11 protein-coding genes, 1 tRNA gene and 1 pseudogene are annotated in these 11,794 nt (G+C 48.7%); 9 read left to right on the top strand and 4 right to left on the bottom strand.

Going from position 1 to position 11,794, the window contains the following annotated elements; all coding sequences use genetic code 11:
- The first annotated feature begins 54 nt into the window (after positions 1 to 54).
- On the top strand, positions 55 to 219 hold the full coding sequence (locus tag KDW_RS31985; RefSeq protein WP_162005574.1) for a hypothetical protein: 165 nt from the start codon (positions 55 to 57) through the stop codon (positions 217 to 219).
- Between the two features lie 375 nt (positions 220 to 594).
- Here the strand turns inward: KDW_RS31985 and KDW_RS24205 are convergent, their stop codons facing one another.
- Positions 595 to 795 (bottom strand): phosphatase PAP2 family protein, encoded by a 201-nt coding sequence (locus KDW_RS24205; RefSeq protein ID WP_162005575.1) that lies wholly within the window; start codon positions 793 to 795, stop codon positions 595 to 597.
- Between the two features lie 760 nt (positions 796 to 1,555).
- Here KDW_RS24205 and KDW_RS24210 point away from each other — a divergent pair.
- Complete coding sequence (locus KDW_RS24210) at positions 1,556 to 2,014, top strand: response regulator (protein ID WP_151757415.1); 459 nt, start codon at positions 1,556 to 1,558, stop codon at positions 2,012 to 2,014.
- Between the two features lie 21 nt (positions 2,015 to 2,035).
- Here the strand turns inward: KDW_RS24210 and pulA are convergent, their stop codons facing one another.
- Positions 2,036 to 3,700 (bottom strand): type I pullulanase, encoded by a 1,665-nt coding sequence (gene pulA / locus KDW_RS24215; RefSeq protein WP_151758524.1) that lies wholly within the window; start codon positions 3,698 to 3,700, stop codon positions 2,036 to 2,038.
- Positions 3,661 to 4,506 carry a pullulanase X25 domain-containing protein gene (locus KDW_RS24220; RefSeq protein WP_151758525.1) on the bottom strand — a complete coding sequence of 282 codons (846 nt, stop codon included), beginning with the start codon at positions 4,504 to 4,506 and terminating at the stop codon, positions 3,661 to 3,663. Before KDW_RS24220 ends, pulA begins: the two co-directional genes overlap by 40 nt.
- 221 nt (positions 4,507 to 4,727) lie before the next feature.
- On the opposite strand from KDW_RS24220, the gene KDW_RS24225 reads away from it, so the two are divergent.
- Positions 4,728 to 4,802, top strand: a tRNA-Asn gene (locus tag KDW_RS24225).
- Positions 4,803 to 4,860: 58 nt separating this feature from the next.
- On the opposite strand, the gene KDW_RS24230 is transcribed toward KDW_RS24225, so the two are convergent.
- Positions 4,861 to 6,087 (bottom strand): M20 family metallopeptidase, encoded by a 1,227-nt coding sequence (locus KDW_RS24230; RefSeq protein WP_162005364.1) that lies wholly within the window; start codon positions 6,085 to 6,087, stop codon positions 4,861 to 4,863.
- Positions 6,088 to 6,299: 212 nt separating this feature from the next.
- Between KDW_RS24230 and KDW_RS33175 the strand changes: the two genes are divergently transcribed.
- The 6 genes and pseudogenes from KDW_RS33175 (at position 6,300) to KDW_RS24255 (ending at position 11,481) form a co-directional block, all read left to right on the top strand.
- Positions 6,300 to 6,506 carry a helix-turn-helix transcriptional regulator gene (locus KDW_RS33175; protein ID WP_198925518.1) on the top strand — a complete coding sequence of 69 codons (207 nt, stop codon included), beginning with the start codon at positions 6,300 to 6,302 and terminating at the stop codon, positions 6,504 to 6,506.
- The gene (locus tag KDW_RS24235) at positions 6,479 to 7,255 is read left to right on the top strand and encodes a helix-turn-helix transcriptional regulator (RefSeq protein ID WP_198925520.1); all 777 of its coding nucleotides are present in this window, start codon (positions 6,479 to 6,481) and stop codon (positions 7,253 to 7,255) included. Before KDW_RS33175 ends, KDW_RS24235 begins: the two co-directional genes overlap by 28 nt.
- 32 nt (positions 7,256 to 7,287) lie before the next feature.
- A pseudogene (locus KDW_RS24240) lies at positions 7,288 to 8,092 on the top strand (IS5 family transposase).
- Between the two features lie 278 nt (positions 8,093 to 8,370).
- Positions 8,371 to 9,506 (top strand): IS630 family transposase gene (locus tag KDW_RS24245; RefSeq protein ID WP_151757411.1). Its coding sequence is split into 2 segments (ribosomal slippage): positions 8,371 to 8,791 and positions 8,791 to 9,506, totalling 1,137 coding nucleotides; the frame shifts between segments, so codons are not numbered across the junction.
- A gap of 153 nt (positions 9,507 to 9,659) precedes the next feature.
- The gene (locus KDW_RS24250; protein ID WP_151757410.1) at positions 9,660 to 10,049 is read left to right on the top strand and encodes a secondary thiamine-phosphate synthase enzyme YjbQ; all 390 of its coding nucleotides are present in this window, start codon (positions 9,660 to 9,662) and stop codon (positions 10,047 to 10,049) included.
- Positions 10,050 to 10,692: 643 nt separating this feature from the next.
- On the top strand, positions 10,693 to 11,481 hold the full coding sequence (locus tag KDW_RS24255) for a class I SAM-dependent methyltransferase (protein WP_162005363.1): 789 nt from the start codon (positions 10,693 to 10,695) through the stop codon (positions 11,479 to 11,481).
- Positions 11,482 to 11,794: the final 313 nt, after the last annotated feature.

The following is an 11,794-nucleotide window of genomic DNA, read 5'->3' on the forward strand; positions in this document are numbered from 1 at the left end:
TGATATTATCAAATGGAAGATAGGAATATAGAGACGTTCTAAAAGAAGGTGGTAGTGCGTTTCCGGTCGGCAGAGCAGCGTCTCTCATTAGCCGAGCTATTGGCCACACCTGCATCCTCTTGCTGGATGAAAGCGACCAGCACCTGGACGTGGTCACAGAGCAAATGGTGGCGCAGACTTGAGCATTGCCTTGCACCAGATTTTATCGCCCACGTTTAAGTATGTTCGTCATGGCTCGAACTTGATTCTGGTCATAGGACAGGGACAATTGTCGAGAGCGGTACCGCATCAGGACCTGCGCTGCAAAAGAGGCTTTATATACCAATCTGGTGAAAAACAGTGGAAGTAAGGCTCCCGCGTCCGTTTGCTCAGAAGAATTTTAAACCAGTACCATTTACACAGGTTACAGAAGCGCCCCCTGGGTGATATTGTCAGGGGCGCTTTCTGTACCTGTGTAAAAATTTTCTTTGGCATGTATACGCAGTAAATGATCTTTAACTTGTACCGGTGCGGTCACTGTTTCCTCGTGCTTCTGCTCTTTTTTCAACTGATGCTTACGCTGGAGAGCGGTCACCCAGCGATAGAGAGAGATCATCAAGTACAGCCAGAGCATTCTGAGAGATAGCCACCAAGGACATCTGTCAGCCAGTGTTCACCTTCTAATACCCGTGAATAGCCAATACCCAGGATAGCCGCAAAAGCAAAGATCTGGAAAGGAATAAGGATCCAATGATAGCGCCACTCGCGAACGGCTTTGGTAAAGGTAATGTAGAGTAATGAGCCATAGAAAACCACATCATGTTCTGTATGGCGGATGGAAAACTATTAAACATGAGTGGAGTATAAACATGAATGAGTTTCCCACTTGGACGCGGGCGTACCACATAATCAGCGATTAAAATGTTGAGACCGTTGCCCAGTCCTATAGTTAACAGGAAGAAAAGAGCATCTTTCCACCAGCGAATCAGCAAGAAGAATACAAACACAACGCTGACTTCGATGATCGAGGGCGTAATATCGTTTAAAGTGCTGAAAAATGTCAGTATCGCAAGCGCCAGGATGGATAATGAATCGCCTGTACGCTCGTGAAAAATCTACCTCACCTGGCAAGGGTCCTTTATGGGAATGAAAAAAGTAAGCGGCCCCGGCCAGAATACACAAACCAATAACCCAGAGTACTTTCTCTATGATCCGACGCACGCGCGTATCATGTACATCTTCCCCACCCAACGTCCTGTTTTCGTCGTGCGCGTCTCGGCAAGCGTCTGCCCCAGTATCATAAGTTTCGGACATACTGGTCCTCCTATTGAGTTATTTTATAGCTAATAAATAGCTATTGTGTACACGTTATTGCTGTGTATCAAGATGCAAAAGGAGAATTTCAGACTCGTAACTAAATAAATATTTTGCCAAAGCAGACGTATAGCAGTCTCATTGTAAGAAAGCATGCTGCTTGCTCACCTTGCATATTTCAGCGGCGCTATTATATGCTTTAACCTACTGTCATTTAGAACGTACACCATAGCAAGTACCAGGCTGAATAGGAGGCGCTCTGATGACGATTAGTATTTTGATTGTGGATGATTATCGTGTGGTTCGAGAGGGTTTACGGGCACTCCTTGTCTCTGATGAAGAACTCCAGATTGTGGCAGAAGCCAGCGACGGGCTGGACGCCGTAGAGCAGGCTCGCAGATGGCGACCAGATGTTGTGTTAATGGATGCTGAACTACCAGCTATGGATGGTATTGAGGCTACTGCCATCATCCGACAAGATTTGCCCACGACAGAGGTGCTTGTTTTAACTGAAACCCATGCAGGACTGGACATTATCAAGGCTATTCGCGCAGGTGCAATTGGCTATCTCCTCAAAAATGCCCAGGCCACAGATCTGCGTACCGCGATCAGGGCGGCAGCGGCAGGTCAGGTCTATCTTTCTCCCGTGAACTCCTGGCTGGCCCCAGATTTCGTCCGGCCATCCATCAGCCCATCTGGACACGATTTCTTTGCTTTGTAGCGCATCCGAAGCGAGATGATTTTAGCCTTGATGCAGGATTAAGCACGCAATGCCTGGAATTTCCAGGGTGTGTGCAACCTGGCGTATACCCTGCTCACTGATCTGATCGCTTGAGCCGACCAGTATCCACGTACCTGCTGGCAGCTTGAAGGGGATCGTGGCGGGGGTCGGATTATAGATCACCAGGATCTGTTTCCAGCTATCTTGATTGGCATGTGGGCCAAGTTGGAAGATCAGGGTATTGTGTGGACTATCTATAAACTTCAGGTGCTCCTGAATATCCTCTGCTGTTCGCATACGAAAGGCTGAATGGTTTTTGCGTAGCCGGATCAGCTCACGATAGTATTCAAAGACATCTTTATGGAATGCTTTACGCGTCCAGTCGAATTGATTTACCGCATCGCCTGCATTATAACTATTGTCATTGCCTCCCTTTGAGCGTAGAAACTCTTCGCCACCCTGGAAAAAAGGAATACCCTGCGAGGTCATAATAATCGCCTGCACCAGCTTATCCATTTTAATGCAGTCTGACTCGCTGGCCTGACTATTGCTGGCGGAAATTTTATCCCAGAGCGTGAAATTATCGTGACTGGAGGCATAATTGATGGTTTCCGCTGGCCGGTCCGTGAAATCATGGATACTGCCCAGCACGCCCTTCTTCACGGCATCAATCCGACTGGGATCGCCGGTCGCAAAACCTTTGGCCTCGCGTGAAAAGACGCTACCAGTCAGTGCATTGCGCAGATGATCATTGAAGGTTGCGATATCCAGACCCCTCTGTTTGCCTTTCAAGAATACTTGCTGATCTGCTAAGGCCGATGTCCCACCTGTCCATGGTTCACCATAGAGGAGCATATTGGGGTTAATCTGAATAAGATCCTGCGCAATCTGGCGCATCGTGTCGACTCCCAGTAATGCCATCAGATCAAAGCGGAAGCCATCGACATGGTACTCCTGCATCCAATACATCAGCGAATCCCGGATAAACTTCTGTACCATGGGTCGCTCACTGGCCAATTCATTACCACAGCCTGAACCATTGGTGTAGTGTCCAAACGCATCTGTGCGATAATAATACTGCGGGACAATTTTGTCGAAATCTGAATCCCCGACGGCAAATGTGTGATTATAAACGACATCCATGACGACCCCCAGTTGAGCATCATGGAGACTTTTAATCATCTGCTTATACTCATGAATCCTGGCAGTTCCATGGGGAGTCGTGGCGTACGCGCCTTCCGGTACATTATAGTTGCGTGGATCATAGCCCCAATTGTATTGATAATCTTTAAACTCATCGACGGTGGCAAACTCATAGGCGGGTAGCAACTGGACATGGGTCACGCCCAGATCTTTTAAGCTGGTGATTCCAGTTGAAAGTTGATCTGGACTACTGGTATTGTGTTCTGTGAAGGCCAAAAACTTCCCACGGTACACCATACCGGAGCTTTCATGGATCGAGAAGTCACGTATATGGAGTTCATAGATGATAGCATCCACGGGATTCGCCAGCGGCACATGCCGGTCAGTATCCCATCCCTCGGGCTGCGTTCCGGCCAGATCGACAATCATGGTCCTGGTTGCATTGACTGCCAGCGCTCGCGCATAGGGATCGACCGCCGTGTGTGTTTTTCCCTGGACCGTAATCAGGTAGAGGTAATACCAGTTCTCCAGTGACTGTGCAATGCTGGCTGTCCATGTCCCTGCTCGGCTCTCTGCATAGCAACTTGCTGGCTGATTGGCCCTGTTTCACTCTCGAAGAGGAGCAGCTGGACATCGGCCGCGCCGGGGGCCCAGAGGCGAAAGCGGGTTGTATCTGAAGTAAGGGTACAGCCCAGATCATTGCCAGCGTAGATGAAGCGTTCGGCATCCAGAATATGGCGTGGAATGATTGGCACCTCGGACATACCATGCAACTGTAACGCCAGACTATGCGTTACATCTGGAGTTGTAGCCAGGGTTATCTCTAGCAGATTTGTGGTTACATCCATGCTAGAGGGCAAGATGGCATCAGGAGTATTAATCGAGTCATAGACATGGGGCTGCTGCGTCTGGAGATCAAATGGCACATAAGAAAAAGTCACATGTGTATTATCGGCAGGTATGGTCAGGCCAATGTTGGTATGTGGTATGACATCACTCCAACTATTATTAAAGGCTACTTTATAATGATATCTACCGGCTGGAAGCGTGGCTGTATATTGATACAGATCAGGGTTAACCTCGTGCATGCGCGTGTGATCGTCTTCTGTACTCCAATCAGTGGCTGCACCCAGCAATTGCTGCAGATCACCAACCACACTGGCATGATAGGTATGAGCATTTTTCACTGCCCTGACTGCGAGTTGCTGGTTGCTGGTCGTATCAGTAACAGTGACATGGCTGATCGCATACGGTAGAGGAACGCCCGTGGTCAGTGCCACCAGGAGTGTGTTATCGCCATCTAGATATGCATTCATTATTGACGGCAGGATTTTTTCAGAGGTATTCACGTTTGTAATGTTCTCCCCAGATTCAGGAAAAGTAATTGTTCTGGTTGAATTATATCTCTATTTATGACTGAAGCACATAATTAATTGCCCCTGGTCTTTTTTGCTCATCTACTACAAATTATACGCCTGAACCGAAAAAAGTAGATGTAAAAAAAAAGGTCTCAAAAAGTATTGACAAAAAAATGCTGAGCGTTTATTATTATTTTCATCAGTGAGAGCATTCCTCGATAGCTCAATGGTAGAGCAATCGGCTGTTAACCGATTGGTTATAGGTTCGAGTCCTATTCGGGGAGCCAGCAAAAAAAGGGCCACTTCATAAGTGGTCCTTTTCTTTTGTCCGCTGGTTTATGCTCCTTAATTCGAGCCTTCATCTTTAACGCACCAGGCGCTGATAATCTGCTCCAGTTTTTCCTGGCCGCTCAAGAAATGTTCAACGGGAATACTCTCATTAGGTTGATGCGCTTGAGCCAGGGCCCCAGGACCACAGATATACGAGTTTATGCCCAGGTGTTGGAAGTTACCTGCGTCGGTGCCATAAGGAGCACCAGTTACGACTTTTTTCTCCATTACCCGACTGAGCAGGGCACTGAGCGAAGTGTGCATTGGCGATTTCATCGGTGGGGTGGAATGGAGATGTTCAATCACCACATCGCATTCTGGATCAAACTCGCGCATCTTGCTGGCCACTTTCTTTTCGATGCGCTCTTTTAACGTCCCAATAATTTCTTCAGAGCTATCACCAGGTGAGACACGCAGGCTCATCTTCAATCTGCAGGTGTCCGCAATCATATTGCCCGCCAGACCGCCATTAATGATGCCGCAATTGAAGGCAGAGGGAGGACACTCAGGAAAGAGTTCGATGTTTTCTGGCGTGATGCGTTCCTCTAGCTCTGCATCGATACCAGCAATAATCTGGATCACATCGCCCATCTTTTCAATGGCATTCAGGCCCTTTTTCGGTACGCTGCTATGGCCGCCTTTCCCATGCACGACCAGATCAAAGGTGGCATATCCTTTATGTGCCGGGAAAATCTCAAATTCTGTTGGCTCACCAATCAAGGCCACTTCTGGCATTGGTAAGGTCTCTTTAAAGAACTGTGGGAGGATCTTGATCAACCTGCCAGAACCCTGGCCAGCTACCTCTTCATCATAGGTAAAAATAAAGAGTAGCGGCCGCTTGAAATCCTGCTGCTGTTTCAGGACCTGTTTGGCGGCGACCATTGCCTGTGCCATGGCTATCTTCATATCTGCGGTGCCGCGTCCATAGATGCGCTTGCCATCCGTCTGCATCACCTGTGGATCAGTTTTCCAGCCCGGTTGTCCATCGAAGGGAACCACATCAATATGTCCCGAAATCATCAGGCCATTGCTCACCGCCGGACCATACCAGGCCAGCACTGACGCTTTTTTTACGCCCTCTACATCATCGACAAGTATCTTTACATTAAAACCAATCTCTTTCAGATAGTTTTCAAGATAAGCGACGGCTTCCAGATTGCTATGAGCACTGACCGTATCAAAGCCAATCAACTGGCGCGAAACTTCCCATAATTCGCTTTGTTGGATATCTGTATTACTCAAGTATATTTTCCATCCTTTTAAAGATATGCGGGCTGCATCCTTAGTAATAGTAACACAATAGCTAAATCCAGGCATAGAAAAACACAGGTATTTTTTCTATTAAAACTTTTAAACCTTGTAGTGTTGCTGGTGATTCATGACATACGTTGTCATATTTATCTGTTAGGATTACAATAGTGAAGCGAATGTATAACCATTGCGGGGAGTGTGCTATGCGTGCAGATCGTTTGTTATCTATCATGTTGCTTTTGCAAGTATATCGCAGAATGACGGCTCGTGAACTGGCGCAGCGGCTAGAGGTATCGGAGCGCACCATTCATAGAGATATGGAGGCACTCAGTATTTCTGGTATTCCCGTGACGGCCGAGCGGGTACTGGTGGTGGTTGGAGTTTGCTGGAGGAGTATCGGACCAATCTGACCGGACTGAGCGAGCCGGAGATACAGTCCCTTTTCCTGGCTCAGCCAGCGCATCTCTTAAATGATCTTGGCCTGCACAAAGCTTCTGAGGCGGCGCTGATCAAGTTGCTGGCTGTCTTGCCTGCTATGCATCGTCGTGATGCCGAATATGTGAGCCAGCGCATACATATCGATGGGAGTGGATGGCATAATCGCGAAGAGGCTATTCCTGCCCTACCCCTTCTTCAGCAATCGCTCTGGCAAGAGTGCAAGATCTGTTTTACCTATTTACGGGGTGACAACCAGGTCGAGCGCCTGGCCGATCCGCTTGGACTGGTGGCGAAAGGGAGCACCTGGTATTTTGTGGCTGCGATTGATGAACAGATACGCAGCTATCGTGTGTCGCGGATCCAGGCGGTTCAACTATTGGAGCAAGCGTGTGTGCGGCCACCAGATTTTGACCTGGCCGCCTTCTGGAAACAATCATCCCAGAACTTTACCTCCTCACTACGTTGCTATCGAGCCAGCATCAACGCGAGTCCTGAAGCCTTGCCACGTATCTATGGATCGAGCAGATTATTTCGTATCGAGCAAACCGACATCGTCGATGCTCATGGTTGGACCACCTTTCACCTGCGCTTTGACAATGATTATGAAGCATGTGCCTATATCTTAAGCTTTGGTAACCAGGTCGAAGTACTTGAGCCTGCCGACCTCCACCAGCAAATCATCCAGCTCGCCCAATCAGTCCTGGCGTGCCGGCAGCACTAGGGCGTGTTTGCAAATAGCCGATAGAAAGGAGTATGAGAAGAGGCGAATTGAGCGATGAGCAATGGGAAAAGCTGGCCCCCTTGCTGCCGCCGCAAAAGCCCCATGTGGGTCGTCCAGCACATGATCATCGTCTGATTCTGAATGGCATTCTTTGGATTTTACGGACGGGAGCCCCTTGGAGAGATCTTCCCGAGCGATATGGTCCGTGGAGAACCGTGGCAAGCCGATTTTATCGCTGGGTCAAGGCGGGAATCTGGCAGCACGTCCTGCAAGCCCTGCAGCAACAAAGCGATGCCGCAGGCCACATTGATTGGGAAACGCATAGCGTTGATAGTACCGTGATTCGTGCCCACCAACATGCAGCAGGAGCAAAAGGGGGATCAAAATCAAGAAGCATTAGGCAAGAGTCAAGGCGGTTTCAGCACGAAAGTGCATTTGCGAGTGGAAGGTCAAGGGAAACCGATGACGGTTGTGCTTACGGCAGGACATCGCCATGAAACGACCAAATTCGAATGCCTGATGGAGCAAGGGGCTGTCAAGAGAGCAGGACGAGGCCGTCCCAAGCTACGGCCAAAGCGGGTCCTGGGAGACAAAGCCTACAGTAGTCGTAAGATCCGGCGGTACCTCAAAAAGCGAGGAATTGATTACACGATTCCCCGCCGCAGCGACGAGACGCGCACCGGGCCATTTAACCGAGCCGTATATAAAAAGCGGAACCGCGTTGAACGCACGATCAATCGTCTCAAGCAGTTTCGGCGAGTAGCCACCCGCTATGAGAAGCGGGCGGTCAACTTCCTGGCTATGGTCACGCTTGCCTCTATTCTGCTTTGGTTATGATTTGCAAACACACCCTAGTAGTCTGTCAGAAATCATGTGATGGGGAGGCGGGGATGCTAGCGAGCATGCCGGGGGCATGATCAAGCGGCGAGCCCCTTGACTGGGGGATCGGGGCTGTGCCCCGGCCATCTCCCCCATGCCGCCCGCGTAGCGGGCGCACAACTCATCACATGGAGTTTGACAATGTACTAGTACTCTGTCATCCTTGATTTGATAAATGGGAACAAAAGGAGTATCCTTGAGTCACGAATCAAAAAACCGATCTCAAGGAGGCATCCATGAAGAAGTATAGCATCCAGTTAGACGCAGAACAACGCAAGCTGTTAGAGAGTATGCTCACCGGAGGCAAAGCTTCAGCGCGCAGCCAGACCCATGCGAGGATTTTACTGAAAGCCGATCAAGGAGAGCATGGAGCGGGTTGGGAAGATCAGCAGATTGCTGAAACCCTAGGCGTGGGAACGGCAACCGTAGGACGGGTCCGTCAACGCTTTGTGGAGGGAGGGCTGCTGGATGCACTCGTGCGGCGTCCCCAGCCGGAACGACCGGAGAAACGGAAAATGAATGGGGAACTGGAAGCGCAGTTGGTCACGCTCGCGTGTAGTCAGACGGAAGGAGGGCAAAAGCGCTGGACGATGCGCATGCTCGCGGACAAATTGGTGCAGTTGGGGTACGTCGATCAGATCAGCCACCAAACGGTGTGGGTGACGTTAAAAAAAATGAACTCAAACCGTGGCTAAAGAACCAGTATTGTATTCCCCCGGAGGCTAATGCAGATTTTGTGTATCATATGGAAGATGTGCTGGAGGTGTACCAGCGTCCGTATGATCCAAAGCGTCCAAAGATCTGCATGGATGAGGGAAGTAAACAGGTGTTGGCCCATACCCGCGAGCCGATTCCGATGGAAGCGGGTGAACCCGAACGCATCGATTATGAGTACGAACGGAAAGGAGTGTGCAGCGTGTTTGTGGCGATGGAACCCGAAACCGGGACCTGTCAGGTGCGTGTGAGTAAGCGGCGCACGAAAAAGGATTGGGCACTCTTTTTGCGCGAGATCATTGACGTCCAGTATCCCCATGCGGACAAGATTGTGTTGGTGATGGACAATCTCAATACCCATACCCCCTCTTCGTTTTACGAGACGTTTGAACCAGCCGAGGCCCGCCGATTGACCGAGAAACTAGAAATCCACTACACGCCCAAGCATGGGAGTTGGCTGAATATGGCCGAGATCGAACTGTCCATTTTAGCGCGTCAATGCTTGTCCGATCGCTTTCCAAGCAGAGAGGCGCTTGCCGCTCAGGTGGATGCCTGGCAACGTGAGCGCAACCAGGCAAAAGTAACGATCAACTGGCGTTTTACCACCGCGGATGCGCGCATCAAACTCAAACGCCTTTATCCATCAATTGAACAATGACAAACTACTAGCCACTGCAACCAATGGACATCTGAGCAAGAAGCGCTAAACATTGACGAGCGGAAAGGCGAAGCGTTTCTGGACACGTCAACGTGTGCCCTATATAATTCACACGATGTTCACATCCAAAGGAGGCTTACAATCGATACGCAAATGAAAACGCTAACTATTCATACCAGGAAGAAAGACGAGATCAAGGATATTACCGAGACGGTTGAAGAATATGTACAGCAAGGCAAAAATGATAGCGGTCTCTGCATGCTCTTTGTGGCCCACACCACCTGTGCTATTACGACAGCTGATCTCGATCCAGGAACGGACCTGGATTTTCTGGATGCTTTAAGAGCCATTTTGCCTGATCTCAACTATCGCCATCCGCATGATCCGGAACACGCTCCTGATCATATCCTCTCCTCCCTGATCGGGCCTTCCCTGGTTATTCCCTATACAAACCGTCGCCTGTTACTTGGCATCTGGCAGCGCATAGTGCTGGTTGAGCTTGATGGTCCCCGTCAGCGAACGGTCCAGATATCCTGCCTCTAACAGCATTTCGTCTATTCCTCAAAATCCCCGAAAGAAAGAGAAACCTTCGGGGATTTTTGCTACCCACGGTTCTGCAGATCACTCAATCGTAACTATTAGACTGTCAGACATTATGTGATGGGGAGGCGGGGATGCAAGGGGCGGCGAGCCCCTTGACTGGGGGATCGGGGGCTGTGCCCCCGGTATTTCCCCCCCCCTCCCGCCCGCGTAGCGGGCGCACAGCCCATCAAACGAAGTTTGACAAAGTACTATCGCTTCTTAGGCATGGTTCATGGTGAGCTTGAAACAATGTGACAGTTTGGAAAGTCAAAGATCATCCTTGCCAGGCTCAAAAAGCTTTTTTATGGCCTGGCACTACTGTTCAAAGTGTCACATTGATTTGAACCATGCCTTATATTAAAAAGGAAAATGTCGATAAAATTATATTGCAATTTTAGAATATATTAATGCTTTTTTGATGAAATTTACATGCATTTTCAACTTCTAAAGCTTTATAATCCTTACAATAAATACCAGTAATATATGTGCTATGACGAAAGGCTTATCTTTTATGTTTGGATTTCGGCCTGGCAAACAGGCAATTATAGATCAAGCAGTTTCGAGGTCCGTGCAGAAAAATGGCATGAGCGTAAGGCCTTCAAATATGTCTCATATATTTGCTAAAGATGCGAATGAGATCAAGCGTTTGGATTTTCAGCACTTTATTTTGCGCACCGCACTCGGCGGCAATTATCTGGCCCCGATTGTGGCGATGCAGAAGCCACATATGATTCTGGATGTCGGCAGTGGCACAAATTTGTGGGGCTGTGAAGTCTGTCGCGTTTTTCCCGAGGCAAAGATCTATGGATTGGATCTAGAGTTGGCGCCACGGCCGGATATGCCCGCGAATTATCGTTTGATAAAAGGCGATATCCGGCAACGCTTACAGTTCTCACGTGGAACATTCGATTTTATCCATCAACGTTTTGTGCTTGGCTCCGTGCCTGCTCAAGAGTGGCCTGTGATTATCAGTCATTTCTTGCAGATTACGACTCCAGGAGGATGGATTGAACTGGTTGATACTGGCAGTGAGCCATTAAAATCTATGGGGCCAATGACCGCGCAGATGATGGATAATATGGCGCAACTGGCTCCTATCCAACGTAATGATATGCTTTCAGGCAGTAAAATGGACGATCTCCTGAAGAGGGCGGGTATGATTAACCTGCATAAAAAGGTGGTGTATTTGCCCGTGGGAAAATGGGGAGGCCGCATGGGATCCCTGATGGCGACAAACCTGACGGCTGCTTTGCAATCCTTCAAAGATGTCTCTATGACATACTTTCACTATGCTCCCGAGTACTTTGATATTTGCCTGGCTTCCGCTGTCAGAGAATGGGATGAATATCATCTGCAATTTCCCGTCTATATATGTTTTGCCCAGAAGCCATAATCATCCTTTCCAGCTAGCATAGAAATAACATGAGGAAGCAAACCCGGACAATCTGTCCGGGGTTGAAAAGAAAGAAAAAAGAAGTGGATGTGTTCCTTTTGTTAAAGTAGAAGGCGTTACGTCCGTCATAATAGTACCTATTTTTTGTATTTTTCAATAAAATAGTAGTAAAATTGTTTTATGGGATAAGAAGATAGATATCAATCTGTAGATCAAGGCTGCCAGTGCGCACGATGGCGTAAAGATTGGGGCCCGAAAATATTGATGATTTTAAAATAATATGATACCTTCAAGAGTCTAGGCGTAATGCGCT

This window comes from Dictyobacter vulcani (genome assembly GCF_008974265.1).
GTDB classification, from domain to species: Bacteria; Chloroflexota; Ktedonobacteria; order Ktedonobacterales; family Ktedonobacteraceae; genus Dictyobacter; species Dictyobacter vulcani.

Excerpts from the sequence above, each read along its gene's own strand:
- KDW_RS24250 (WP_151757410.1), top strand. The coding sequence starts at position 9,660 with ATGAAAACGCTAACTATTCATACCAGGAAGAAAGACGAGATCAAGGAT.
- KDW_RS24210 (WP_151757415.1), top strand. The coding sequence starts at position 1,556 with ATGACGATTAGTATTTTGATTGTGGATGATTATCGTGTGGTTCGAGAG.
- KDW_RS33175 (WP_198925518.1), top strand. The coding sequence starts at position 6,300 with ATGCGTGCAGATCGTTTGTTATCTATCATGTTGCTTTTGCAAGTATAT.
- KDW_RS24255 (WP_162005363.1), top strand. The coding sequence starts at position 10,693 with ATGTCTCATATATTTGCTAAAGATGCGAATGAGATCAAGCGTTTGGAT.